Raw genomic sequence first — 25,207 nt, 5'->3', positions numbered from 1 at the left:
ACAGAGAGATAAATATAAAAATCAAAGAGAGGAGCGGACTGCTTTTGTTTCTGTCAAATAAGGTTAAGCAGCTGCAGCATTTAAAGATCCTTATTCTCGATGATAATGGGAGCAATGTCCGTATTCTGGAGAGAATGCTGCAAATGGCCGGCTATCAACAAATTCACGGGATGACGGATTCCAGAGAAATTTTACATGTGTATGAGTCATATAAACCAGACTTGCTGCTGTTGGATTTGTCCATGCCGTATATGGATGGCTTCGAGGTGATGCAGCTGCTGCGGGAGACCATTGAGGAAGCAGACTACTTCCCTATTCTAATCATCACAGCCCACAGTGACCAGGAAAGCCGGCTCCGGGCATTGGAGCTTGGGGCAAGGGATTTCATCGGCAAGCCGTTCAATCAGTCAGAGCTGCTGATGCGAGTCGGCAATTTGCTGGAGCTGCGCCAGTTGTATGTCGAGCTGCGGAAAAACAATGAAGAGCTGGAGCAGAAGGTGGCCGAGCAGACAGCCCTTTGGAAGGAAACACAAATGGAGCTGGTGCAGCGGCTTGGACATGTAATTGAATTTCGCGATGAGGATACGGGCTTTCATATTGCCAGGATGTCACATTATTCAGCTGCCCTGGGCCGGGCAGCCGGCCTTAATGAGAAGGCGGTGGAGCTGCTGCTGCATGCCAGCACCCTGCATGACATCGGAAAGATTGCCATTCCGGACCATATCCTGCTGAAGCCCGGCAAGCTGGATCCGGAGGAAATGGAGGAAATGCGGGCACATGCCTTGATTGGAGCGGATATGCTGAAGGACAGCACCACGGAGATGATCCAAATGGCGTATACCATTGCATTGTCACATCATGAAAAGTGGGATGGAACGGGTTACCCATATGGGCTGAAGGGGGAAGACATTCCTCTTGTTGCCCGGATTGTTGCGGTTTGCGACGTATATGATGCTCTGACATCTGAAAGACCATATAAATCTGCTTGGAGCGATGAGGATGCCCTTGCATGTATTCTGGCGGACAGCGGCAAGCACTTTGACCCGCAGCTGGTGGAAATTTTCTTAAGGATATTCCCGGAGATTCAAGAGATTCAGCGTAATTACAGCACGGTAGAGGTGGTGCACCAATGAGGAAGAAGAAGACGCTGTTCCGCTGGATCTGGCATGCATACGCAAAATCAGCCATCATTCCATTGATTGTAATTGAACTTGCCTTTCTCGCAATTTATTTTACTTCTAACTCTTGGATCAAGAATAAGAACCAGGAAGCAAGCCACGGGGAAGCGAAGGTGTATCTGCAGGAGCTGGTGGGTCTGGAAGCCAAAGAAGTCCAGAAGCAGCTGCAGGGCGTTTCAAATCTGACGAGAATTTATCAAAAGCAGACAGAAGCTGCCTTGAAGTCGCCGGAGGCTGTAATCCCGCCGGAGGATGCGAAACGGCTTGCCTACGCACCCAATGGGGCGTACTACACAACCTCGGGCCGTCCCGGCGGAAGTGCCGTGTTCTACAGCGGATATGTGCCTGTCGGAGCACCGGAGCGCCAGAAGCTGGCCAAGCTCCTTCCGCTGCAGGGAATCATGAAGGACCTGCAGGAATCCGATCCATTGGTGGCTTCCATCTATTTCAATACGTATGATTCTTTGAATATTATCTATCCGTATTTTTCGGTTTTGGAGCAATACCCGTCTAAAATGGACATTGCCACCTATAATTTCTACTACGAAGCGGATGCTGCCCACAATCCTGAGCAGCGGACCAAGTGGACCGATGTGTATCTTGACCCTGCCGGCCATGGCTGGATGGCTTCCAGCATCGCGCCTGTCTACAATGGCAGCAAGCTGGAGGGTGTTGTCGGTCTTGATATCACTGTTGATACCATCATTAAGACCATCCTGAAGCTGCATGTACCGTGGAACGGCTATGCCCTCCTGGTCGGGAAGGACGGCACCATCATCGGGCTGCCTGAGACCGGCGAGAAGGAGTGGAAGCTGCAGGAGCTTACCTCCCATCAGTACAAAGAAGCGGTCCAGCAGGATACAACAAAGCCTGATGAGTTCAACATTTACAAGCGGAAGGATACGGATGCTTTTGCTTCCTCGATCCGGACAAAGCAGGATGGCGCCTTGGATGTTACCTTCAACAAGGAGCAAAAGGTAGTGAGCTGGACAACCATTCCCGAAACAGGCTGGAAGCTCTTGGTGATGGTGCCCGAAAGTGAAGTGTATAAGGACATTAATTTGTTCAATCAGGCACTGAATCGGGTGGGAACCTGGATGACCATCGGATTGGTGATCTTCTACCTGCTGTTCTTCGCCTGGCTGTACCGCCGCGCAAAAGCAATGAGCTTTCATATGGCAGGTGCGCTGTCAGCCATTAATCGGGGATTACAGCGGATTGTAGAGGAGGATTACCGGAAGGATTATCCTGAATTGCAGGGAGACCATTACGATGTAGTGGAACTGGAGGAAACGGCAAGCCTGCTTGGCGGACTGACTGAGGAGTTGAGCGGGGCAAAGGCGGGATTGCTGGAGGCCAACGCGGAAATTCAGCAGCGTGAACGGGAGCTGCGTGCGCTTGTGAACTCCATCGATGATGTCATTCTGGTTCTAAATGAAAAGGGCTATGTTCTCAATATTTTGACCCAGCAGCAGCATCGCTTCCGCACCCCGATTGAGGAGTTGGTGGGCAGGCACTTGAGCCGGGTTATCGGTGAAGAGACCAGTGCGGCGAAGATTTTGGAGAAATGCCAAGCTGCGGCCCAGGCCAATTCATCAGAAGTATTGGATTTCTCTCTGGCTGCATCCGGCTTGTACTATCAGGCGCGAATCAGCCCGATTCAGCTCGAGAGACAGGAAATGCATTTCGCAGTCGTGATTCATGAAACCACAGAGCAGAGAAAAGCCCAATTGGCCCTCCTTCAGGCAAAGGAGGAAGCAGAGAAAGCCAATCGGGCAAAGTCCCAGTTCTTGTCCCAAATGAGCCATGAGCTGCGCACTCCTTTGAATGCGATTTTGGGATTTGCCCAAATCCTGGAGATGGACCCGCTTGAGCCGCTGCAGGAGGGCCAGAAGGAGAGTGTCACCGAAATTTACAAAGCCGGCAATCATCTTCTGGATTTAATTAATGAAATTCTGGATTTAGCCAAGATTGAGGCGGGTAAGGTTTCCCTTGAGCTCGAGCCGGTGGACTATTGCAGTCTGATGGCTGAGTGCAAAAAGCTCATTCAGCCTTTGGCCCAAAAACGGGGAATTGCCATTGCCGAGAGTGCTGCAGGACAAGAGGCACTGTATGTACAGGCAAATGAAGTGAAGCTGAAGCAGGTGCTGCTCAACCTGCTGTCGAATGCAGTGAAGTACAACCGTGAGCAGGGAAGCATTGAAATCCGCAGTGAAGTTATGGATGGAACGAGAATGCGGGTATCTGTGGCCGACACGGGCTACGGCGTTCCGCTGCAGGATCAGGAGCGAATCTTCGAGCCGTTCCAGCGCTATACGCATGATGACCGCTTCGTTGAGGGGACAGGCATCGGCCTCACCGTTTCCAAGCAGCTCATCCAGCTGATGGGCGGCTCCATCGGTGTGGAAAGCGAGGAGGGTGTTGGAAGCACCTTCTGGATTGAACTGCCGCTGCAGCAAAAGCAGGAGCAACCGCCGGCTGAGCAGGAGGATGCCCTGGCTGCGCCAATCAGCAAAGGAACCGTGTACCGTATTCTGTACATTGAGGATACAGACCATAACATGCGGCTGGTGGATAGAATTTTAAAAGGACAGCCGGACCTGGAGCTGATTGGGGCAAAGAGCGGCTGGGAAGGGCTGCAGCTCATAGAACAGCAGCTGCCGGATGTGATTTTAACAGATATCCATTTGCCGGATATAGACGGCTTTGAAATTCTGCAGCACATGAAGCTGGATGGCCGGACAAAGGATATTCCGGTCATTGCCGTCAGCGCCAATGCCATGCCGCAGGATATAGAAAGAGGCATGCAGATGGGCTTCTATGCCTATCTGACGAAGCCGCTCCGGGTGCGGGAGCTGCTCCAGACAATCAGAGATGCATTACAAGCGTAGGATCGGCGGGAGCCGGTCCTTTTCTTTGTTATAATGGGGGGAGTCAGAGGGAGGGACGTATATGGAAAAGGTTGCAATCTCAGCACGGGCACTGGCTGAGTACATATTTCGGAGCGGCAGCATTGAATCCGGCTTTCAGACGGCTGCAGCCCTGGTTGAGGGGACGAAGGCGCATCAAAGAATTCAGCAGACCTACGGAGCAGGAGACCAGAAGGAAGTGTTCCTGTATGCCGAGATTGAATATGAGGGGCTCTTGTATGCTTTGGAGGGAAGATGTGACGGCCTCCTGCAAATAGACGGCGGCATGATGATCGATGAAATCAAGTCCACAAAGCGGGAGCTTGCGGGCATCGCGGAGGATACCTATCCGGTTCACTGGGCGCAGGCCATCTGCTATGCCTATATGTATGCGAAGGAATACGGGCAGGACTCCATGATTGTCCAGCTCACTTATATCCATACAGCAACGGACATGCAAAAGCAGTTTCGGCGGAGCATGAGCCTGCCTGAGCTGGAGTGTTACATATTGGATCTAATCTGCCGGTATGCCCCTTATGCTTCCATGCAGGCAAAGTATAGACAGCAGCGGACCGCAAGCATTGCCGGGCTGCCATTCCCTTTTCCCTCCTACCGTGCCGGGCAGCGGCGCCTTGCAGGAGCGGCCTATAAAAGCATCCAAGAGAAGCGAAGTCTGTTCGCCAAAGCGCCGACCGGCATCGGGAAGACGATATCCACCCTGTTTCCGGCGGTAAAGGCAATCGGCGAAGGGCACCTGCAGCGCATCTTCTACTTGACCGCACGGACCACGACGCGGACAGCCGCAGAGGAAGCCGTGCAGTTGCTGCAGCGAAACGGGTTACAGGCTCGGAGCGTGACGATTACAGCGAAGGATCAGGCATGCCTGAAGGAGGAGACAATCTGCAAGCAGGAGCATTGCGAGTTTGCGGACGGCTATTACGATCGGATCAATGGCGCGATATTGGATATTTTAAGCGGAGAAATCATGCTGACCCGCCCTGTCATTGAGCAGTATGCCCGCAAGCACCGGGTTTGCCCGTTTGAATTTTCCTTGGACCTGGCCTATGCCTCCGACCTTGTGATTTGCGACTATAACTATATCTTCGACCCCCGCGTGTCCCTGAAGCGCCTGCTGGAGGAGCAAAAGCGGCAGACAGCCCTCCTTGTGGATGAGGCACATAACCTGCCGGAGCGGGCCAGGGAGATGTTTTCCGCCGTCCTGCAAAAATCGGATTTCCTGCAGCTGAAGCGGATGTTTAAGGGAGTGAATCCAGAATTGCATGCGGCTTCGGGCAAGGTGAACGATGCCTGTATCGCCATCCGCAAGCAGCCTGTGCACATATGGAAAGAGGTGCCGCAGGAGCTTGTGGAGGCCGTGGAAGCGTTCGTGGCATGCGCTGAGGAGGAGCTGCAGCGCACACAGCCGGCCGAGCTGCTGGATGCTTATTTTGCAGCGCGTGACTTTGTGCAGACAGCCGGCTTGTTTGACAAAAGGTATGTGGCTTATGCGGAATGTGAAAGAAGCGAGGTCAAGGTCAAGCTGTTTTGCCTGGACCCTTCCCACCTGCTGCGGAAGGCAGGCAAGGGATATCGTTCCAAGATTTATTTCTCAGCGACGCTGACGCCCCTCTCCTATTATGAGGACATGCTCGGAGCGGTGCCGGAGGACTTTGTTGTCTCCATCCCCTCCCCCTTCCGTTCAGAGCAGCTGCAGGTGGAGATTCTGCCGCTGTCCACGAGATATCAGGACAGGGAACAAACGAAAGGGATGATTGCCCGGAGCTTGGCGGCGTTTGTAGGTAAAGGAAATTATCTGATCTTTTTCCCGTCCTACCAATACCTGCGGGATGTCTATGAAGAGTTTCTGGCGCTGCAGCCGGATACCCGCACTCTGGTACAGCAAAGCAGCATGGATACAGGGCAGCGGGAGGAATTTCTGGCGGCCTTTCAGGAGAATCCGGAGGAACCCCTGGTTGGCTTCGCGGTGCTTGGCGGCATTTTCTCCGAGGGAATTGACCTCAAGGGCGACCGGCTGAACGGTGTGGCGGTCATCGGCGTCGGCTTGCCGCAGCTTGGCATGGAGCGGAATATCATCAGGGACTATTTTCAGGAGACCGGCAGGAATGGCTATGATTACGCCTATGTCTTCCCCGGCATGAATAAGGTGCTGCAGGCGGGCGGCCGCCTCATTCGCTCGGAAACAGACACTGGGCGCATCCTGCTCATTGATGACCGGTTCTTACAGCAGAAATACCAGCAGTTGCTGCCGGAGGAATGGCGGCATTTCTCTCTGCTGCGGCAATCCTAAAATAAAACCTGGAGGGCTGGTCTCGAAGCTGACAGACCGTGCCCTCCTTCTTCATCTCTGCGCCCATTCTTCAATTTTGCTCCAGGAGGACCTGCTGACGAGGATGCGTTTGACCAAGGTTGAGCCTTTGTGGCTATTCAGCCCCGGCTGCAGTGAGAAAATAAGGCCATATCCCCGCCGCTGCAGCAGGGCATCAGTGGCAGCTGACCCGAATCCGTACGGATAGGAATAATAGCGCGGAGCATCGCCAAACAGCTTGCGAAAGGCAGTCTCTGCCTTTTCTGTATCCTGTTCAAATGCCGAAAGATTTTCGGGTCTCAGTACAGAAGGATCATTGTCATCATCCGGATGCGGCATATCGTATGTATGTACTCCAATTTCTGCGAGACCGGATCGTTTCATTTCCTGCAGCTGCGGCAGAGTAGCAAGATTGAGATGGCGGTATTGTCTCTCGCCAATATGCTCCTTTTGCAGAATGGGAAAAGCATTTTCATATACAGTCCGGTCAATATCATCAAAGGTAACAAGCGCACATTTTCCCTCTATATGCTGCTTGCCCTGAAGCTGGTCCTGGAGCTCAGCTGCTGTAATAAAGCGGACACCTTGTTTCTTTAAGGCTTGCATTTGTGCGGCAAACTCATCTGTGTATACTGAGTAGGTGGTCAGTTCCTGACTGTTGCCCACAGCTGTCAGAACCTTATTGAGCAAGTTTGGAGGGCGTACCCGGTGATAGCTCAGCACGAGGCAGCCGCTTCCGGGTTCAATGGCAGCTTCAGCGGCAGAAGCATGATAATCGGGGCTTTTGTAGCCGATTTGAATCAAAACAAGCAGCAATACAAGAAGATTTAAAATGAATGCACGCATGGAGATGTTCCTTTCTTGGTTTATCAGTTCTCTTTAAAGAACATAGAGATACAAGCAGTTCTAAATTATGATGGGGATTATATCCTTTATTCTTTATAGAGAACTAGTTCTATTTAAATATATATAAAACTATAATTTCGTTCAATGAAAAGAATAAAATATACTTATATAAAGAACAAAAAATTATGAGTGGAAGGAAAATGTGGAGTATATAAGGTTGGTGGCGGGAAAACGGCTGAAGGCAGCATCTTGACTCCTTAAGATACAAACAGAGGGCGGACTCACATGCTGAGTCCGCCCCTGTTCTTATACGCCTGTGCGCCGGCGCTGGTTATTCGGCTTCTTTGTCTGCTGGCTCTTCATGCCTTTTGTCGTTTTCACAAGGCCGTTCTCCAGCTTGCCGCCGGCCTGCGCCTGCTTCTTTTGCTCCAGCATTTGCTTCATGGCTTCCTGCAGGCTGACTTTTTTTGCTTCGTTTGTCATAAGACACTCTCCATCAGAAAATTTTTGTTGTCCAAGACTCACAGTTCCAAACCTCTGTCGCCACTTCGCGATAGAATTCCGGTTCGTGGGAGATCAAGAGGATGCTGCCCTTATATTCCTTCAAGGCGCGCATCAATTCATCCTTCGCATCTACATCCAAGTGATTCGTCGGCTCGTCAAGCACCAGTACGTTTGTCTCGCTGTTGATCAGCTTGCACAGGCGCACCTTCGCCTTCTCGCCGCCGCTCAGCACTTCGACCTTGCTTTCAATATGCTTGGTCGTTAACCCGCATTTTGCCAAAGCAGCACGCACTTCATACTGGGTAAAGTGCGGGAAGTCCTTCCAGATTTCCTCAATGCAAGTATTGTAGTTGGCTTCCTTCACTTCCTGCTCGAAATAGCCGATGTGCAGGTGCTCGCCAAGCTGGACAGAGCCGGAGATCGGCTGGATGGCACCCAGAATGCTCTTCAAAAGCGTCGTCTTACCGATACCGTTGGCGCCGACAAGCGCAATCTTCTGGCCGCGCTCCATGCGGAGGTTCAACGGCTTGGAAAGCGGTGAATCATAGCCGATGACCAAGTCATTTGTCTCAAAAATCAGCTTGCCGGACGTCCGTGCCGGCTTGAAGCGGAACTCCGGCTTCGGCTTTTCCTTCGCCAATTCAATGACGTCCATCTTATCGAGCTTCTTCTGGCGGGACATTGCCATGTTGCGTGTGGACACACGCGCTTTGTTGCGGGCAACGAAATCCTTCAGCTCGGCGATTTCCTGCTGCTGCTTTTTATAAGCGGATTCCAGCTGCTGCTTCTTCACTTCATATACCTTCATGAACTCATCATAGTCGCCCACATAGCGGTTCAGCTCTTGATTTTCCATATGGTAAATCAGGTTGATGACACTGTTCAGGAATGGAATGTCGTGGGAGATCAGAATGAAGGCATTCTCGTATTCTTGCAAATAGCGCTTCAGCCATTCAATATGCTTCTCATCGAGATAGTTCGTCGGCTCGTCCAAGAGGAGGATATCCGGCTTTTCCAGCAACAGCTTTGCCAAGAGGACCTTCGTACGCTGGCCGCCGCTCAAATCCGTCACATCGCGCTCCAGACCGATATCATCCAAGCCAAGACCGCGGGCCACCTCTTCCACCTTCGCATCAATGATGTAGAAATCATTGTTTGTCAGCGTGTCCTGCAGCACACCCACTTCTTCCAGAAGCTGCTCCAGCTCCTCCGGTGTAGCTTCTGCCATTTTGCCGTAAATATCATTCATTTGTGCCTCAATATCAAACAGATACTGAAATGCGCCCTGCAGTGCCGTGCGGATTGTCATGCCGCGCTGCAGCACCGCATGCTGATCGAGATAGCCGACACGTACATTCTTGGACCATTCCACCTTGCCCTCGTCCGGCTGCAGCTTGCGGGTGATGATGTTCATGAAGGTGGATTTCCCTTCGCCGTTGGCACCGACAAGACCAATATGCTCGCCCTTGAGGAGGCGGAAGGAAACGTTATTAAAAATCGCCCGGTCACCGAAGCCGTGGCTCAAGTTCTTCACTGTTAAAATGCTCATCCGTACACACCTTTTCTCTTATAGTCTAAAGCACACACATATTATCGATTATAGCGGAGTTACGGGTCGGATGAAAGAGAATGGCGGAGAGAATCGTTGGAAAGTCCGATCCTGTGGATAAGTGAAAGGAGCTGTGCTGAAAATAAGTTATCCACAGCCGTAAAAAAAGGAAAACGGTACCTTCATCGTAACCGCAGAAAAGATGATAAAATAGAAGCAGAAAAATATGCGAAACAAGAGGGAGAGCAATGTGTATAAAGATGCAATTTATCCAGTAGATGCAGCGGCCATTTCCCATGACAGCCTCATTCTGGAGCACTATGGACTGAATGAATTGAACTTTGAAGCAGTGAAGCTGTACCGCCAGCTGTTTGCGGCAAGAAAGCTGGATCATCCATGGAACGGATTGGAGACGAAGGACTTTCTTTATAAAATTGGTGCCTGGGGCAAACTCCGCAACGGCAGCAAGGAAGGGCTCACCCTGGCCGGCCTGCTTATGTTCAGCGAAGAACGCATGATCACGGAGGTGCTGCCGCATTATTTCCTGGAGTACCGGGAGTATGAGGCAGATGGAGAGGTATGGTCCAAGCGATTCACCTCCCAGGACGGCACATGGTCGGGAAATATGTTTGATTTCTATTTTAAAGTAATAAAAAGTCTCTCGCAGGAGAAAGCAGAGATTGAGGCGGCCCTGCAGGAAGGCCTGATGAATGCGTTGGTGCACGCGGATTATGAGAACGGCGGCGGCATTCTTGTAGAAGGCGGCCCGGGCTATGTAAGAATTTCGAATCCGGGCCTGCTGCTGGCACCGGTTAAAGCAGGAACGACAGTAAGCATCCTGCGCAATCCAAATATCGTGAAAATCTTGGTGCTGGCCGGCCTTTGCCAACGTGCCGGATCCGGCTTAAAGCAAATCCGGGCCATCTGGGAAAAGCAAGGCTGGCCCCAGCCGGAGCTGCTGCAGGACGGCGAGCGGGAACGAACGGTGCTGTTTTTGCAGATGGAGACTGTATTAGTCGAGGTGCAGGAGGAAATAGATACAGATGTACCAGCTATAGCAGAAGAATGGGAGCCGGAGGAGGAGAGCTCCTATAATAACGCAGACTCCTTAAATAAGGAGTTCGCTAATATAGGAGCTGAATCAAACTCCTATATTAGCGAAATTAACTCCTCTAACAATGTCCATAACTCCTATAATAAAGAAGAAAACTCCTTAAATAACGAATTGAACTCCGTGAATAAGGAGAATGACTCCTACAATAAAGAAGAGCTATGGCAGAGCGGGCATGAAGCAGCGGCAGCGGTAGCGGGCCATACGGATCAGCTTTTATGGGATGTGGGGGAATTGGCCAGAAGAAAGCGACGGCTCAGCCCGCACCAGATGGAGGAAGTGATTCTGCGGCTAGTGGCCATCCGGCCGCTTCGTCTGAAGGAATTGGCGGAGCTGCTCGGGCGGACGCCGGATGGTCTGCGTAACAATTACCTGTCCAAGCTGACGGATGAAGGAAAGCTGCGGCTGAAGTATCCGGACCAGGTGAACCATCCGAAGCAGGCTTATCTGCTTGGGAAATAAAAAAAGGCATGTGGCCGCCCACATGCCTTTTTCCTTAGATCAAGCTGTCACAGGTGTCTCATACGCCTGCTTGAACAGCTGCAGGTAATCTTCCTTTGTGATGGTTCGGGCATTGCTTGGTGTAGAGCCATTTAAATAAGAGGATTCAGCCAGGTAGTCAAAGTCGGCAGGATTTACTTCCTGTAATGAGGAGAAGGAAGGAATGCCGATGTCAGCTGCCAGCTGCTTCATTTCCGCCACCAGACGGGCTGTGGCCTCCTCATCTGACACTGCGGCAGGTGCAATGCCGATGGTCCGGGCAATATTGGCGTGCTTTTTCATGTCTGCCGAAGCGTTGAAGGCTGTAATGTAAGGCAGGAACATGGAGTTCGCCACGCCGTGCGGAGTATCGTACAGGCCGCCGATGGCTTCAGCCATGCAGTGGACCGCTGCCACATCCGCGTGGGAGAAGGCCATGCCGGCAATAGTGGAGCCGATCATCATCTCATAGCGCGCCTCTTCATCGCTGCCATCTCTGACTGCGCGGCGCAGGTTCGGATAGATATGCTTCATTGCCTGCAGGGCGAGGCCATCTGCAATCGGGTTGGACAGCTTGCAAGTGTATGCCTCAATCGCATGGACAAGCGCATCCATGCCGGTGGAAGCAGTGAGGTGAGGCGGCAGGTCATATGTCAAAACCGGGTCCACAATCGCAAGGGCAGGTGCAATCCGGACATCTTTGATCGTAAACTTGATTTTTCGTTCTGTGTCTGTAATGACGGAGGAGCGAGTAACCTCTGCGCCGGTTCCGGCAGTTGTTGGGATGGCAATAATCGGCACGACATCCTCCGGCACATTGCCGCGGCCGGCATAATCCTGCGGCTTGCCGCCGAGGGCCTGCAGAATGGCGATGGCTTTTGCTTCATCGATGACGGAACCGCCGCCAAGTGCGACAATTGCATCAGCCCCAAAGCGTTTGGCCGCTTCTCCGCCGGCCATGCAATCTGTATCCCGTGGATTTGGGCGTACCTGTGTAAACACCTCTGTCACAAAGCCGGCCCGGATGAACAGGTGCTCCAGCTTTGCGGCCAAACCGAGCCGCTCAAGCCCCGGATCTGTCACAATGAACAAACGGTCTCCCCATATCGTTTCACGAACCAGCTCTGCTGCTTTGGTGAAGCTATGATTACCTAAGTGAATTTTTGTTGGAAGCTGAAAGCTGAACGAGCTCATATTCATTCCTCCTCATCTATAATCCCCATCCATTAGTAGTGTATCATACAAGCTTCCATCTGACGGATAGATAAGTCGGAATATTCCGTGAAAAAATATTTCCGAGGAAACACAAAGGGGCTGAGGGTTGCCTCGGAGAAGGCTGAGTGACCAAGAGAAGGGTCCAATTGACCAAGAGAACAGTCAAAGTGACCAGGGAATTCGTGAAATTGGCCAATATGAAAGGGCTGCCCGAAAGCAGCCCCAAAACTTATCAGCTCATTTTCTGGTTGTACCGTCCCCAAAACTTCAGCAGCAGCCTGAAGGGAGCTGGAATGTACCAGCCGGCCTTCTCTGCCTGGCGCAGGAAGTTGATGAAGGAGGCGCCGACGCGGCGTTGTGTTTTGACAGCTTCTTTGTCTGTTTTGAATGTAACGCGATAGCCATCCTCCAAGCCTTCCAGCTTCACTTCATAGGAGCCCACATGCTCAGTTGCCTGTCTTTGTACCTTTTCTTCTGCCATCTTCACTCATCCTTTCTCTTAGTAAACGGCGGTGGGAACGAAGTGTTCCGATATAGTAAAGGATGCTGACGAGAAGCAATCCCCCGCTTCCATAGATCAGCATGCTTTGGGAAAAGAAACAACTGATATAAAGCGCAACGGCACTGATGAGGCAAAACAGCAGGGCATCCCGCTTTTTGGAGAGGAGCAGCTGATGCTGCAGGGACTGGTGATGCTGCTCCTGCTCCCATTCGCGGCGCCGCTGGGGCTCATCAAGTGCCTGCTGGATTTGGCGCGGCAGTGTCAGCAGCGGACGCAAGGTCTGTGTGAGCAGCTGCAGCGGGGAAGAAGCGGCAGGCGCTTCTTCCTCCTTGCCTTGCTTCTGCAGCCACTCCAAGACGAGCGGCTTGCTGGCAGCAAGCAAATCCAGTTCAGGGTTCAGGATATACAGTATGCCAACAAAGATGGAGACCGCCCGCCCGAAGAAGGCGAACTCGCTCGGCAGCTGAATCGGCTGCTTGCGCACAATGGTCTGGATGTCTTCGAGAATTTGCTGGACAATTGCATCATCCATGGTGGTCAGGTCTTCCTGCAAGTAGGTCTGAATCATCAGCTCAATAACCTGCTTGATTTCCTGCTTGTTCGCGTGCGGCAGCAAAAAGCGCAGCTGCTCCAGCGCATCCACGACACGTTCATAATCGCCAATGACAATGCCCTCCACCAGTTGGCGGACAGCAAGCGCATCACGCTTGCTGATTTCCCCGACCATTCCGAAATCGATCAGCACAATCGTGCCGTCCGGCCGCACCAGAATATTGCCGGGATGCGGATCGGCATGAAATTTCCCTTCTTGAAGCAGCTGCTCCAGGAAGCCCCGAAGCAGGCGCATCGCCAGATCCTTCCGGTCAATGCCCTGTGCCTCCAGGTAAGAGAGGTCCGTAATACGGGCGCCCTCCACCCAATCCATCACCAGCACGCGGCGGGTGGAATACTCACTATAGTAAAACGGGACATCCACCTCTGGGAAATGTTCGTATCGATTTCGGAAATACAGCCCGTTCTGCAGCTCTTTGCGGAAGTTCAGCTCCTGGCCGATGACCGTATATGTCTCCTTGTACAGGGAATCAAAATTGATTTGCTTCCCAAAGGAGGTGAAATGCTTTGCCAGCCACATCACGATGCGGAGCGCCTTAAAGTCTGTTTGAATGATCTGCTCAATGCGGGGCCGCTGAATTTTGACCGCAACTGAGGTGCCGCTGTGGAGATAGGCATGGTACACTTCACCAATAGAAGCGGATGCGACAGGTTGCTCGCTGATCTTATGCAGCACATCCCCATACGGCCCGTTCCAATCCTCCTCCAGAATTCTCTTGGCATCCTCCCATGGCACCGGCGGAACTCGATCCACCAAATCCTCCAACTCGTGGATGAATACAGGCGGCATAATATCAGCCCGGGTGCTTAGAAACTGCCCGACCTTAATCAGCAGGCCCTCCAGATGAAGGGCGGTGCGCTTATATTCTGCAGCCTGTTTTTTCAGCAGGGCTTCCCACTTCAGCCGTGTTTGCTCATTCCAGCCGTGGCGGTGCCGTCTTTGGAACAGGATCACTTGTGCGAAAAATTTGACTGCCATTTTGACAATTACCCAAATGCGATAGAGGGACACGTACTTCATGGCTTTCCCCTTCTTTCTCTGTAAGCACCTTCCCTGCATATTCATTGTATAATATATGTTCAAGGAATGTATAGTATAATGGAATAAAACGACAGGATATGGGGTGAGGATGTTTGAACAAAGAGAATATGCCCGGCTTTCAGCTTACGAACTACTTAACCTTCCGCAAAGACCCGCTTGCCTTCTTATATGACACACATACCATCGCAGATATTGTCACGATTAATCCGTCTGACCGCCTGGCTTCCTACATTATTCATGCGCCGGAGGCCATCAAGGAAATTTTGACTGTAAAAGATGAGCAGTTTGTAAAAGGCTCCTCCGCCAAAATCTTCAGCCGGACACTGGGCGAGGGCGTATTGACGACAGAGGGTGAAACACACCGCCGCCAGCGCAAGATGGTACAGCCGGCTTTTCATAAGAAGCGCATTGCCGGCTATGCAGATGCTGTTACTGCTTATGCCGATGAGCTGGTGCAGTCTTGGCAGGACGGCGAGGTGCGCTGGATGAATCAGGATATGATGCAGCTGACTCTGCGTGTCATTGTCAAAACAATGTTTGGCACAGACATTCAAGGCCGGACAACAGAGATTGCCCAAGCGGTGAATGACATCATTGAAAAAGCGGCAGATTCCATTATGATGCCCATCCGCCTTTTTGACTGGCTGCCGACGAAGAAGAACCGCCGCTATGAGCAGGGGGTGAAAACGCTGGATGAGCTTACGGACGATTTGGTGGCGGAAGCCAAGCCAGACGAGGATAACATGATGGGAATGCTGCTGCAGGCGCGGTATGAGGACGGGGAGCCCTTGTCCCGCAAGGAAATTCGCGATCAGGTTGTCACCTTCCTCATTGCCGGCCATGAAACAACCGCAAATGCGCTGACCTGGGCGCTGTTCCTTTTATCACAAAATCCAGAGGCGGAGCAGCTGTTTCATCAGGAGCTGGACACTGTGCTGCAGGGGCGCTGTCCAACCTTCGCGGATATCCCGAGCCTCGTCTACACCAATCAAATTATGCAGGAAACGCTGCGATTATATCCGCCGGCCTGGATTGTCCTGCGGGAGGCGAAGGAGGATGTGGAGATTGGGGGGCACAGCTTCAAGAAGAATGCATCCTTCATGATCAGCCCGTACGTCATGCACCGCAACCCGGCCTTTTTTGCCGAGCCGGAAGCTTTTCGTCCGGAGCGGTTCACGAAGGAAAATCAGGCAAACATTCCGCATTACGCTTATATCCCATTTGGTGCCGGCTCCCGCGGCTGTATCGGAACGCAGTTTGCGATGATGGAGGCGCTGCTGATTTTGGCAACGGTGGGGCAGCGCTATAAGCTGCGCACGCTGGAGCCTGAGAAGGTGCGGCCGGAGCCGCTGGTGTCATTGCGGGTGCGGGATGGGGTGCAGATGGAAGTGGTAAAAAGATAGCACAAGCGAAGGACCCTTTTATACTTGAAAAAGCAACCTTTCTGCCAAAGAAGGTTGCTTTTTCCTATTCTCAGTTTACAAACATGCTTATGATGAATACACCCGCAAGACCGACGAGGGATGCGATTGTAACCATGACAGACCATGTTTTAATCGTTTTCCCGATGGAAAGGTTGAAGAATTCTTTGTAAATCCAGAAGCCTGCGTCATTCACATGGGAGAATGTCATGCTTCCAGCTCCCGTTGCCAGCACCATCAGCTCCGGGCTCACATGTGCAGTTGCCACAAGCGGCGCGCAAATGCCGGCTGCTGTCATGCCTGCTACAGTGGCGGACCCTAATACGAGTCTTAGGATGGCGGCAATCAGCCAGGCCAAGAATAAGGGAGACATGGAGGAGCCTTCCATGAGATGAGCCACATACTTGTCTACATGACTGTCAATCAAGACTTGTTTAAATGCGCCGCCGCCGCCGATGATTAATAGAATGACAGCGATACTGCCAATGGATTCAGTGAGTGAATCCATGATGTCGGGCATTTTCCGGCCGCGGTTGATGCCGAATGTGAAAATAGCGATGATAACAGAAACCAATAGAGCGACACCTGGATTTCCCAAGAACTTTGCTGTCGGCAGAAGAGCTGACTTTGGCGCTGTAATTTCAACTACAGCTTGGAAGGCAATGAGAATGACTGGAATCAAAGCTGTGAATAGGCTGACGCCGAAGCCAGGCATTTCTTCTTCTTTAAAATGCTTTGGCGTGAACAAGCCTTTTGGAATTTCTACTTCCAGATCTTCCTTCTTGAAAAGCTTTGTGTATACAGGGCCGCTCAGGATGACTGCGGGAATCCCAATGAGAATGCCATACAACAAGGTTTTTCCTATGTTGGCTTGATAAATGCCCGCAACGGCTGTAGGTCCTGGATGCGGCGGCACAAAACCATGCATCGTGATCAAGGCTGCGATGACCGGCATGCCGATATACAGAATGGGAACTCCTGCTTCTGCAGCAATTGTGAATACCAGTGGCATTAGAACCACAACACCTGTTTCAAAGAATAAGGCAATTCCAACGATAAAGGCAGTAAGCACAGCTGCCAGTTGTACCCTCTTCTTGCCGAATATTCGGATCAGGGTGACCGCAATCCGCTGGGCGCCGCCTGAATCAGCCATCAGTTTTCCAATCATGCCCCCAAACACAATGACCAGTGCCAGGTTCCCCAATGTGCCGCCCAACCCGGTTGTAATGGAAGTCATAGCCTTAACTGGTGACATCCCCTCCATAATTCCTACAAGCAGAGCAGTCACAATTAAAGAAATGAATGCGTTTACTCTACAGACAACCATTAATAATAGTAAAACAATGACTCCAATACCGATAAAAACTATTGGCATTTCTCTCCCTCTTCCCGCTTTTATTTTTCAGGAATGCCAATCCATGCTCTGCATTGGCATTCCCGCAAGTCTTCTATTTATTTAAAAGCTCAACAACCTCTTTTAAATCCCGCTTTGTACCGACATTGCCAGGGAAAATCACATAAGCCATACCGGGATATTTACTTTCCTGCCCTGTCTTCCAAACTGGAATTCCTGGTCTGATTTGCCCGGCCACTGTTGCCCGCTTCACCTGCAAGCCCTTCGTGCCAACATCACTTGAGGTGATGCCCCCTTTGGCAATTAAGAATTTCGGCCGTACCTGCAGTCTGGTTACAATGCTCGTGACCGCATCAGAGATGGCAACGGACAGCTGCAGTTCTTCTTCTTTTTTATCCGGTCCCAGGTCAAGCCGCTCTCTTCTTGTATAGACAGCCACTGTCTTTCCTTCCCGGATCAGAGATTCTGTTGTTTCAATTACACGGTTCAGCTCACGGTGAAATTCATCCGGTTCCAGAACCAGGTGGCTGTTGAATTCAAGGAATGCCAGCTCCTTCAGTGCTTTCAGCTCTTCCAGCTGCTCCGTTGTTTTCTTCACATGAGAGCCGACAATGATCAATCCGCCGTTTTCCGTTTCTTCTCCAATTAACTCTTCTTTGGCAAGAAGCGGCCGGTCACTGACACCGCCAATAACCTTTGGCAGAGCAGCTGCACTCCGGAACAGAAATTGTTTGCCTGCATGCATGGCTTGCACCAAAGCTATAGTGAAGATTTTTACATCAACCTCATCCACTGCGTTCACTACCACCTTGCGGAAAGCATCCACCTGAAGCAGCTGTTCAGCAATCCCGCCAATGTCCAGAGACCGCAGCTGCTCCAAGGAAATGTACAGGGTAGAAGCAGCTGTAAATTCCCCGTTGGATTTCTCCTCCACCCATTTTCCCAGGTGGGAGTTTATGTAGCCGAAGGTGCGGTCTTTTGCAAATTCCGTCTCTCCAGCCGGCACCAGCTCTTCGCCATATTGCACATAGTGGGTGTTATGAATGGTGAAGCGCCCGCCCTCTTTAAAAAATGGGAGAAGCACTTCACCATCAATTTTCATGGAAGAGGATTCCTCCAATGCTTCCTTCAAAACCTTCGTCTCCAATGGATAATGGCCCCGTAAAGTCGAATCTCCCCGGCTGATTATGATAAACTCACGGTTCAGCCTGCCGGCCACGGTTAGAACGTTGGCGGCAATGTCCCGGTGCGCTTTCTCTGTTTCTGCCGCCGTGAACCCGCGGGAATTTGTCAGGATGAAGAACATGGACTGCTCTTCCTGAAATCCTTGTTCGATGCTTTGCTCTGACCAGTCTGTGAAAACTGAAATATCGTGTACAGTTTGCACACCAGTAGGGTCATCATCTAAAACAATAATTTTCTTGTTCAAGCCTTGCAGCGCCTCGGCCAGCAAGCCGTCCACCTTTTGGCGGTCAACTTCAGGAACTGTACTTAAAATTGCAATGCTTTCCTTCATGGCTCAAACCCTCTTTACTTCGACATTGGCAAGCTTTTCGTAGTATCTGACGATGCTTCCGTGGTCGTCTTGTATTTTTCCGTCCACCTTCAATGCGTGGAAGATCTCCAACAGCTGGCTGGAGAGAGGAAGCGGAACTCCGATTTCATGCGCGGTGTTCATGACGTTCGTAATGTCCTTCATATTGATGGCAATGCTGCCGCCTGCAACAAAGTTCCGGTCCAAGATCATAGGCACCTTTGCATCGAGTACAGCGCTTCCTGCAAGACCGCTCCGGATAGCCTGGTACATTTTCTCAACATCAATTCCCGCCTTTGCCGCCAGCACCAAAGCTTCAGACATGGCAGCAATGTTCAGGTTCACAATAATTTGGTTTGCCAGCTTCGCGGTCACGCCGCAGCCATGATCGCCGACTAATGTCACGTCTTTTCCCATGTCATACAACACAGGCTTCACGCTTTCAAACACATCTTCTTTTCCGCCAACCATAATAGCCAGTGTGCCGTCAATCGCTTTCGGTTCCCCGCCGCTGACAGGCGCATCAAGCATTCCCACGCCTTTCTTGGCAGCCTCAGCAGCCAGCTCTCTGGACGTTTCGGGGGTAATGGAGCTCATATCAATGATGACAGCGCCTTCTTTTGCCCCTGCCAGAATTCCGTTCTCTCCCAACACGGCGTCCTTCACATGCTTGGAAGCGGGCAGCATGGTGATGATGATCTCACTTTGCTCAGCAACCTCCTTGGCGGACAAAGCAGCCTTCGCCCCCGCCGCTGTCAAACTGTTCACCACATCCGCATTCAAATCAAACACAGTCAGTGCATGCCCGGCCTTCATAAGATTCAGTGACATAGGCTTTCCCATAATGCCCAATCCGATAAAGCCAATCGTTCTTCCCATTTGAATTCCTCCCAACTGTTTCTATTTCAAGCAATCGCCGCAGGTCTGAAGCTATAGCTGCAATCGCTTTCATCAACCTCTATGCCGTAATTGTACACGAAACGTTCAATTTTGTATACAATTTTTATATTTTTGTATACATAAAGTATGCGGCACCCTTTCTTGTACTTTTTTTCCCTTGAATTTGGTAAGATACAAATAGCGAGTGAAAGGATATTGAGGTGAGACCATGTTGCTTGGAAGTGATCGTTCTCGTCCTGCCTACCATCAATCCTATGAGATTCTTCGTGACAGGATTTTAAGTGGAGAGCTTCCCGGGGGATCGAAAATTGTGGAGGAAAAAATAGCTGCTGAACTGGGTGTCAGCCGCACCCCCATACGGGAATCGATCCGGAAGCTGGAGCAAGAGGGGTTAATTGTCAATAAAAGAGTTGTGAAGCCTACAGGGAAAGACCTGCGAAATATGTTTCAAGTCCGCATTCTATTAGAGGGCTATTCCGCCCAATGTGCCGCATCTTATTTAAAGGAAAACGAGCTCGAGGCCCTGTATCAGTGTGTTGAGGTTGGAAGAAAGGGCACCCGTGAGGAAATCATGATGGCAAACGAACGGTTCCATGAGATTATCGTTCATGCCAGCAATAACCCTGTCATGATCGACATTATTGACCGGATGCAATCCACCATCTATCTCTTTAGAAAAACGGTAGTGTTCTATCAGCGGCCGCATCTGATTGATGAGCATGAACAGATTTATCATGCCATTCAGGCAAGAGATGGCCAGCAGGCTGAATTGTTGATGAAAAGTCATCTTCAGGCTGACCTGGATTTCTGCTTGCATCTCATCAGCAATGAATAGGCAAAAGAAAGAGGCTGGCGCCAAGATTCTGTTTCAAGTGAATCTTGGCGCCAGCTTTTTTCATACCTTTGAAATGTTTCACCTTCTTCTCAGAAAAACGTATTGACGCCCGCAATTTAATTGCGTACAATTTAATTACAGGAGACAAAAAAGCGAAACATAAATAATCTAATTAGAAAAAGGAGAAATCTCACATGACCATTTTGTACACAGCAAACGCTACAGCAGTAGGCGGCCGCCACGGACGCGTTGTTTCTTCCGATAACGTACTGGATCTGGATCTGAAAACACCAAAGGGCCTTGGCGGTCCCGGCGGCCATGGCACAAACCCTGAGCAGCTGTTCGCAGCCGGCTACTCTGCTTGTTTTGATGGAGCTTTGAACCTGGTTGCCCGCCAAAAGGGCTTCGCGGATATCACAACTGCCGTAACAGCGACCATCCACATTCTGAAGGACCCGGCAGCCGGCGGCGTGAAGCTGGCGGCTGAGCTGGAAGTAGAAGTGGAAGGTGTGGACCGTGCGACTGCAGAGGAGCTTGTGGAAGAGGCACATGCTTTCTGTCCATATTCCAAGGCAACACGCGGCAATATGGATGTGACATTGAAGGTTGTCTGACAGCCAGTTTTTTTGCCGGGACCAGCCATTGGCTGGTCTCTTCGTCATTCAAGATGGAAAGAAAAAGAGGTCATCCTTCGGATCGTATGGAACAAAGCTCATGCTTCCCACCGTATACTTCTTCCCGTCCCAAGTGTACAGAAGCTTCAAATAACCAATTAAGCCTCCCGTCGCCGCATCCTGTTCCGCGTAAACCGGCACAGCCCCAAGCAATTGTCCGTTCTGCACGGCATAGTCAGTCAGTTCAAACGCAAGGAGGAAGGGCTCCCGCGGGTTGACATAATCGTAGGAGGAGAGATCTGCAGTATAGGTCTGCTTGCCAATCTGGACTGTCACAAGCTTCCCGTTTTTCTGCATCTTCACCTGTTGGGCAATTGTTTGTTGTGGAGGTTCGATTTTTGCTTCCTCATAGCCATGCCCTGCGATCCGGTTCAGGATATGCAGGTCTCTCCGGGGTCTGTCCCGGTTCAGCACAATGATGATGTCCTCCAGCGCATCTCCGCTGACATCTGCCGCATACAGCTTCGGTTCATATTTTCCGTGACGCCAATGAGGAAAATGATAGAGCACCTGCCCCATATCCCCGACCTGAACCGTAACATTCCTATAATCCATCCAAGTGATTTGGTCCGCCATCAGGTAAATGCGCTGGTGCCAGGCTTCTGAAGGAACGCTGGTCAGCACAACCCGTTCGCTCGCTTCCGCTTTTCCCGCAGTTCCCAATAACAGGATGACCAGAGCCATCCATAGATTTCTTGTCATTTCGGCCCTCCTTTCCTAACTAGTATGAGCCTGATCCAAACGCTTTTTTCCGTTAAGAGAATGTTAAGCCTTCTGCGGCATAATCAATCTCGTAGACAACAGCAAGATCAAAAAACAAACATACAAGCTTCTATTAAGGAGGAATTAGATATGAAGAAAAGTTGGTTATTCTGGCTCCCGGTTGGAGCGGCGGCAGTTTGGGCAGGTTCCCATTTATTGGGCTTTGGCCACCACGGCCATGAGATGATGCAAGGCGCGCAGGGCATGATGGGCGGCAAGGGCGGCCATGGGATGGCACAAGGCGGAGCAAACATGATGCACGGCGGCAGAGGCGGATTTGGCTTCGGCTGGTCGAAGGCAGTGATTGGCGCAGGGCTTGCGATTCTCGGCATTACGCTTCGCAAGGGCGCAGGCGAGACAACATGGAAGAAATGGGCGGGCTACGGCTTGCTGGCAGCGGGCCTTGTGGCAATCGCAAAACCAATTCTGCCGGTAGTGGCAATTGGCGCAGGTGCGTACTGGCTGTTCAAGAAGAAGGGCGGCTCCAAGCAGGAAGACTTCGTGACAGTGCCGGTTGAAGCAACGATTGTAAGCAGCAATGCGGCGGCATTGGACGCATGGGAACAAACTATCTCCAAGGAGGACAAATAAGATGGGCATTTTTACAAGAGTGAAACGAATCGTAACAGCGGATGTACATGAGCTTTTGGATAAGGCAGAAAACCCGATCAGCCTGTTGAACCAGTATATGCGGGAATTGGATGAGCAGGTGGGCAAGGCGAAGGACGCGCTGGCGCAGCAGCTGTATCTGGAAAAACGCCAGGAGCAGCTGGTGGCGGAAACAGCGGCAGTGGTGGCCAAGCGTACACGCCAGGCTGAGCTGGCAGTCGCAAAAGGCGAAGACACAATGGCGAAGCTTGCATTGCAGGAAAAGCTGCAGGCAGAGACTCGGCTGAACCTGTTCAAGGAACAGCTGGAAGCGATGAAGCAGCAGACGGTGAAAATTCATGAGCAGATCGACGTATTGCTGGAGAAGTACAGCGAATTGTCCTACAAGCGCTTGGTGCTCGTATCCCGTGCCCATGCGGCGAAGGTACAGCAGCAAACACAGGCAGCCATCGCATCCTTCAGCGCGGACAGCGCCGTAAAAGGCTTCAACCGTGTGGAAGAGTATGTACAAAAGCTGGAGGCGCAAGCAGCAGCGGGCGCATACTTCGTGCCGGCAGCGCCTGCGGTAAGCGTGGAAGTGCAGGAAGCCGTGGAGCGTGAACTCGCGAAGCTGAAGGAAAGCAAATAAGCAGACAAACCCTCCCCCTCTTTGTCTGTGGATAGATAAGAAGCCTGGATAGCCAGGCTTCCTTTTTTATTGGACCAGCTCGCTGAAAACAACAAGCCGTTCCGCTCTCTCGGTTGTTTTCGGATCATATTTCCCTTCGCATGTGATCAGATTCAGCATGTTTTGGTAGGTGTAGCCAAATATCTGATCCAGGGGCGCATCCTGCCGGGGATACACTTGGATGTCCCGCACAACAAAGGTCAGCCTTCTTCCGTTCTGATCAGTTACATAGATTGTATCGTCCTTCTTCAGTTTATTGAGGTCAAAGAAGACCGCCGGATTTACCGTGTCGTCCACATGCCCGGCCATAACCGCATTTCCCCGTTCCCCGGGCTTTGTGCCCTGCTCATACCAGGCTACCGCTTTGCTGCCTTTCGGGGCACCCATGCTCCCATCCGGCAGCAGCCCCACCTTCTCAATGTCAGCCTTTACGCCGATTGCCGGTATTTCAATCATGGCAGGAATGATGCCGGTTTGCTTCTCGGGAGGCGGCTGCGGCTTGCTGACAGCGGCCGTCACCTGAGGAGATGCTTTTGGCGCAGTTTCGACAGCAGAATTGCATCCGGAAAGCAAAGTAAGCAGGATGCAGAGAAGCCCTATACCTCGCTTCATAAAATCACCTTCCTTTATGGAAAAGAGGAGGGGACGAATCCTCCTCCTTTGGATGAATCAGTTTGCTTTGCTTCTGCGGACCATCAAAGCTGCAAGAATAGACGTTAATGCCAAGGCAAGAAGTGAGCCCGCCGCAACGTTTGATTGCGGTGCCGGCAGTCCGGTTTTCGGCATTGCTGCCGGCATGCTGCCTTGGAATTTGGCCGGGAACTGGTTCACAATCGCGCCTGATAAGCCTTCTCCCACCATAAACATATGTGTGTAGGCTGTATGCACAGTTGGATACGTAGTGTTGTAGTCTCCCTTTACGTAGCTGTTGAAGGCCAACAGCAGGTCATCCACATGCACCTTCAATCCTGCCTCGAGGTCAGAGGCCTTCAGCCGGCCTTCTGTCGCTGTCTCCAAAAACTTTGCCTGCTTGGCGCGGTACGCATCCAATTCTCCAATGGCCTTTTGCTTCGCGGCTTCATCCTTGCCGGCAGTGGCTTTGACATAGTCGACAAAGTAGCCGATATGGCTGCTCCAAATGGTTTTGAACTGTGCCGCCGCCTCGTCCCCGTACACGGAGCCGATTGCTTTTGCCAAATCATCCGTGTTTTGGCTTAATGCCCCGGCCGCTGCTTCAAAGTCCTTCGCGCCGGAAATGCCTTTTTGCATCGCTAAAACTGCGAATCCCGCATGCTCTGACAATAGATGGTTCAGGTTTTCACGCAGATCAGAGGCTGGTGTATCGACCTTCGTGCTGCTGAATGTATCCGGAAATTGCTCCGTGATGGCCCAGGACAGGCCTTTGCCGACATGGTACATATGGTCGATGGACTCTCTTACACTTTTATAGGCAGTGCTGTAGTCGCCTGCAACATAGCTGTCAAAAGCGGAAAGCAGCTCCTTCACGTGCATATTCAAGTCCTCCTGCAGCTGTGCGGACTTCAGCCGGCCGCCTGTTGCCTGATCCAGGAAGTCGGCTTGCTTCACGCGGTACGCATCGAGCTCAGCCAAGGCCTTCTTCTTAGCAGCTTCATCCTTTGCGCCTGTTGCCTTGACGTAGTCGACAAAGTAGCCGATATGGCTGGCCCAGATTTCTTTGAATTGCATGCCCGCCTCCTTGCCGTATACAGAAGCTACGGCATTGCTGAGGTCCTCTGTATTTTGCATCAGCGCCTTTGCGGAAGCCTCAAAATCCTTCGCGCCGTCCGCCCCTTTTTGCATGGTGATGATGGCAAGGTAAGCATGCTCGGACAGGATGCTGTCCAGCGTGGCCCGCAGGTCAGCTGCTGGAGATTTCACTGTTACGGACTGGGCTGTATGGACCTCATTTCCGTGGGCGCTTACAGACCCGGCTGCCGGAATCAGCAGAGACAAGCTTAACGGAAGAACAAAGAATGACTTTTTCAAGTTCATGTATGAACACTCCCCTTTTGTATGTGTGCACTCAGCTAACGCAACAACACCTGAACCGGATCACTCTGTTTGAAAAAAAAAATCTGCGGGCAGGTGTGAGCTGCTTTCATAGAGGCTAACGGAGGGAGGCTTCATTTGGATCACAGGTGCAGCAAATATTTTTT

General features: G+C 51.4%; 21 protein-coding genes. 9 read left to right on the top strand and 12 right to left on the bottom strand.

From position 1 onward, the window contains the following. Positions 1-44: 44 nt before the first annotated feature. From NK662_RS05975 to NK662_RS05965, 3 genes are all read left to right on the top strand, one after another. On the top strand, positions 45-1,133 hold the full coding sequence (locus NK662_RS05975) for an HD domain-containing phosphohydrolase (RefSeq protein WP_254757987.1): 1,089 nt from the start codon (positions 45-47) through the stop codon (positions 1,131-1,133). Then, complete coding sequence (locus NK662_RS05970) at positions 1,130-4,069, top strand: ATP-binding protein (RefSeq protein WP_254757986.1); 2,940 nt, start codon at positions 1,130-1,132, stop codon at positions 4,067-4,069. The genes NK662_RS05975 and NK662_RS05970 overlap by 4 nt, the downstream gene beginning before the upstream one ends. Before the next feature lie 61 nt (positions 4,070-4,130). Then, the gene (locus tag NK662_RS05965; protein WP_254757985.1) at positions 4,131-6,395 is read left to right on the top strand and encodes a helicase C-terminal domain-containing protein; all 2,265 of its coding nucleotides are present in this window, start codon (positions 4,131-4,133) and stop codon (positions 6,393-6,395) included. Positions 6,396-6,446: 51 nt separating this feature from the next. Here the strand turns inward: NK662_RS05965 and NK662_RS05960 are convergent, their stop codons facing one another. The 3 genes from NK662_RS05960 to NK662_RS05950 form a co-directional block, all read right to left on the bottom strand. Further along, the gene (locus tag NK662_RS05960; RefSeq protein ID WP_254757984.1) at positions 6,447-7,259 is read right to left on the bottom strand and encodes a polysaccharide deacetylase family protein; all 813 of its coding nucleotides are present in this window, start codon (positions 7,257-7,259) and stop codon (positions 6,447-6,449) included. A gap of 306 nt (positions 7,260-7,565) precedes the next feature. After that, on the bottom strand, positions 7,566-7,742 hold the full coding sequence (locus tag NK662_RS05955) for a hypothetical protein (protein ID WP_254757983.1): 177 nt from the start codon (positions 7,740-7,742) through the stop codon (positions 7,566-7,568). 13 nt (positions 7,743-7,755) lie between these two features. Then, positions 7,756-9,312, bottom strand: coding sequence for an ABC-F family ATP-binding cassette domain-containing protein (locus NK662_RS05950; RefSeq protein WP_254757982.1), 1,557 nt, complete (start codon positions 9,310-9,312; stop codon positions 7,756-7,758). A gap of 250 nt (positions 9,313-9,562) precedes the next feature. Between NK662_RS05950 and NK662_RS05945 the strand changes: the two genes are divergently transcribed. After that, positions 9,563-10,885, top strand: a complete 1,323-nt coding sequence (locus NK662_RS05945) for a DUF8451 domain-containing protein (RefSeq protein WP_254757981.1) — start codon at positions 9,563-9,565, stop codon at positions 10,883-10,885. Positions 10,886-10,924: 39 nt separating this feature from the next. On the opposite strand, the gene NK662_RS05940 is transcribed toward NK662_RS05945, so the two are convergent. The 3 genes from NK662_RS05940 to NK662_RS05930 all read right to left on the bottom strand — a co-directional run bounded on the left by NK662_RS05940 (position 10,925) and on the right by NK662_RS05930 (position 14,253). Beyond that, entirely contained in the window at positions 10,925-12,097 is a 1,173-nt protein-coding gene (locus NK662_RS05940; protein ID WP_254757980.1) for an iron-containing alcohol dehydrogenase, read from the bottom strand. A gap of 253 nt (positions 12,098-12,350) precedes the next feature. Further along, positions 12,351-12,599 (bottom strand): hypothetical protein, encoded by a 249-nt coding sequence (locus NK662_RS05935; protein WP_254757979.1) that lies wholly within the window; start codon positions 12,597-12,599, stop codon positions 12,351-12,353. After that, positions 12,565-14,253, bottom strand: a complete 1,689-nt coding sequence (locus tag NK662_RS05930) for an ABC1 kinase family protein (protein WP_254757978.1) — start codon at positions 14,251-14,253, stop codon at positions 12,565-12,567. Before NK662_RS05930 ends, NK662_RS05935 begins: the two co-directional genes overlap by 35 nt. Positions 14,254-14,366: 113 nt before the next feature. On the opposite strand from NK662_RS05930, the gene NK662_RS05925 reads away from it, so the two are divergent. After that, positions 14,367-15,677: a cytochrome P450 gene (locus tag NK662_RS05925; RefSeq protein ID WP_254757977.1), complete on the top strand. Its 1,311-nt coding sequence runs from the start codon at positions 14,367-14,369 to the stop codon at positions 15,675-15,677. A 70-nt stretch (positions 15,678-15,747) separates the two neighbouring features. Here NK662_RS05925 and NK662_RS05920 read toward each other — a convergent pair whose 3' ends face one another. The 3 genes from NK662_RS05920 to garR all read right to left on the bottom strand — a co-directional run bounded on the left by NK662_RS05920 (position 15,748) and on the right by garR (position 19,462). Beyond that, positions 15,748-17,070 carry a gluconate:H+ symporter gene (locus NK662_RS05920; protein ID WP_254757976.1) on the bottom strand — a complete coding sequence of 441 codons (1,323 nt, stop codon included), beginning with the start codon at positions 17,068-17,070 and terminating at the stop codon, positions 15,748-15,750. Between the two features lie 73 nt (positions 17,071-17,143). Continuing rightward, entirely contained in the window at positions 17,144-18,565 is a 1,422-nt protein-coding gene (locus NK662_RS05915) for a four-carbon acid sugar kinase family protein (protein ID WP_254757975.1), read from the bottom strand. Between the two features lie 3 nt (positions 18,566-18,568). Then, positions 18,569-19,462, bottom strand: coding sequence for a 2-hydroxy-3-oxopropionate reductase (gene garR / locus NK662_RS05910; RefSeq protein WP_254757974.1), 894 nt, complete (start codon positions 19,460-19,462; stop codon positions 18,569-18,571). A 229-nt stretch (positions 19,463-19,691) separates the two neighbouring features. Between garR and NK662_RS05905 the strand changes: the two genes are divergently transcribed. Continuing rightward, positions 19,692-20,318 (top strand): GntR family transcriptional regulator, encoded by a 627-nt coding sequence (locus NK662_RS05905; RefSeq protein ID WP_254757973.1) that lies wholly within the window; start codon positions 19,692-19,694, stop codon positions 20,316-20,318. Positions 20,319-20,512: 194 nt separating this feature from the next. Continuing rightward, the gene (locus NK662_RS05900; protein WP_254757972.1) at positions 20,513-20,932 is read left to right on the top strand and encodes an organic hydroperoxide resistance protein; all 420 of its coding nucleotides are present in this window, start codon (positions 20,513-20,515) and stop codon (positions 20,930-20,932) included. Between the two features lie 48 nt (positions 20,933-20,980). Here NK662_RS05900 and NK662_RS05895 read toward each other — a convergent pair whose 3' ends face one another. After that, positions 20,981-21,694 carry a hypothetical protein gene (locus NK662_RS05895; protein WP_254757971.1) on the bottom strand — a complete coding sequence of 238 codons (714 nt, stop codon included), beginning with the start codon at positions 21,692-21,694 and terminating at the stop codon, positions 20,981-20,983. Between the two features lie 150 nt (positions 21,695-21,844). On the opposite strand from NK662_RS05895, the gene NK662_RS05890 reads away from it, so the two are divergent. Both NK662_RS05890 and NK662_RS05885 read left to right on the top strand, forming a co-directional pair. Then, positions 21,845-22,345, top strand: coding sequence for a hypothetical protein (locus tag NK662_RS05890; RefSeq protein ID WP_254757970.1), 501 nt, complete (start codon positions 21,845-21,847; stop codon positions 22,343-22,345). A 1-nt stretch (position 22,346) separates the two neighbouring features. Beyond that, positions 22,347-22,991, top strand: a complete 645-nt coding sequence (locus tag NK662_RS05885) for a PspA/IM30 family protein (protein WP_254757969.1) — start codon at positions 22,347-22,349, stop codon at positions 22,989-22,991. A gap of 66 nt (positions 22,992-23,057) precedes the next feature. Here the strand turns inward: NK662_RS05885 and NK662_RS05880 are convergent, their stop codons facing one another. Further along, a complete protein-coding gene (locus tag NK662_RS05880; RefSeq protein WP_254757968.1) occupies positions 23,058-23,642 on the bottom strand; it encodes a class F sortase in 585 nt (194 codons plus the stop codon). A gap of 57 nt (positions 23,643-23,699) precedes the next feature. Continuing rightward, complete coding sequence (locus NK662_RS05875) at positions 23,700-25,043, bottom strand: copper amine oxidase (RefSeq protein ID WP_254757967.1); 1,344 nt, start codon at positions 25,041-25,043, stop codon at positions 23,700-23,702. Between the last annotated feature and the right edge of the window lie 164 nt (positions 25,044-25,207).

This window comes from Ectobacillus ponti (assembly GCF_024294785.1).
Taxonomy (GTDB): Bacteria; Bacillota; Bacilli; order Bacillales; family Bacillaceae_G; genus Ectobacillus; species Ectobacillus ponti.
The sequence above is the reverse complement of the archived record's forward strand: the minus strand, read 5'-3'. Positions and strand labels throughout refer to the sequence as shown.

Excerpts from the sequence above, each read along its gene's own strand:
- NK662_RS05930 (WP_254757978.1), bottom strand. The coding sequence starts at position 14,253 with ATGAAGTACGTGTCCCTCTATCGCATTTGGGTAATTGTCAAAATGGCA.
- NK662_RS05970 (WP_254757986.1), top strand. The coding sequence starts at position 1,130 with ATGAGGAAGAAGAAGACGCTGTTCCGCTGGATCTGGCATGCATACGCA.
- NK662_RS05965 (WP_254757985.1), top strand. The coding sequence starts at position 4,131 with ATGGAAAAGGTTGCAATCTCAGCACGGGCACTGGCTGAGTACATATTT.
- garR (WP_254757974.1), bottom strand. The coding sequence starts at position 19,462 with ATGGGAAGAACGATTGGCTTTATCGGATTGGGCATTATGGGAAAGCCT.
- NK662_RS05890 (WP_254757970.1), top strand. The coding sequence starts at position 21,845 with ATGAAGAAAAGTTGGTTATTCTGGCTCCCGGTTGGAGCGGCGGCAGTT.
- NK662_RS05880 (WP_254757968.1), bottom strand. The coding sequence starts at position 23,642 with ATGAAGCGAGGTATAGGGCTTCTCTGCATCCTGCTTACTTTGCTTTCC.
- NK662_RS05875 (WP_254757967.1), bottom strand. The coding sequence starts at position 25,043 with ATGAACTTGAAAAAGTCATTCTTTGTTCTTCCGTTAAGCTTGTCTCTG.
- NK662_RS05915 (WP_254757975.1), bottom strand. The coding sequence starts at position 18,565 with ATGAAGGAAAGCATTGCAATTTTAAGTACAGTTCCTGAAGTTGACCGC.
- NK662_RS05905 (WP_254757973.1), top strand. The coding sequence starts at position 19,692 with ATGTTGCTTGGAAGTGATCGTTCTCGTCCTGCCTACCATCAATCCTAT.
- NK662_RS05955 (WP_254757983.1), bottom strand. The coding sequence starts at position 7,742 with ATGACAAACGAAGCAAAAAAAGTCAGCCTGCAGGAAGCCATGAAGCAA.
- NK662_RS05895 (WP_254757971.1), bottom strand. The coding sequence starts at position 21,694 with ATGACAAGAAATCTATGGATGGCTCTGGTCATCCTGTTATTGGGAACT.
- NK662_RS05920 (WP_254757976.1), bottom strand. The coding sequence starts at position 17,070 with ATGCCAATAGTTTTTATCGGTATTGGAGTCATTGTTTTACTATTATTA.
- NK662_RS05885 (WP_254757969.1), top strand. The coding sequence starts at position 22,347 with ATGGGCATTTTTACAAGAGTGAAACGAATCGTAACAGCGGATGTACAT.
- NK662_RS05940 (WP_254757980.1), bottom strand. The coding sequence starts at position 12,097 with ATGAGCTCGTTCAGCTTTCAGCTTCCAACAAAAATTCACTTAGGTAAT.
- NK662_RS05960 (WP_254757984.1), bottom strand. The coding sequence starts at position 7,259 with ATGCGTGCATTCATTTTAAATCTTCTTGTATTGCTGCTTGTTTTGATT.
- NK662_RS05935 (WP_254757979.1), bottom strand. The coding sequence starts at position 12,599 with ATGGCAGAAGAAAAGGTACAAAGACAGGCAACTGAGCATGTGGGCTCC.
- NK662_RS05950 (WP_254757982.1), bottom strand. The coding sequence starts at position 9,312 with ATGAGCATTTTAACAGTGAAGAACTTGAGCCACGGCTTCGGTGACCGG.
- NK662_RS05900 (WP_254757972.1), top strand. The coding sequence starts at position 20,513 with ATGACCATTTTGTACACAGCAAACGCTACAGCAGTAGGCGGCCGCCAC.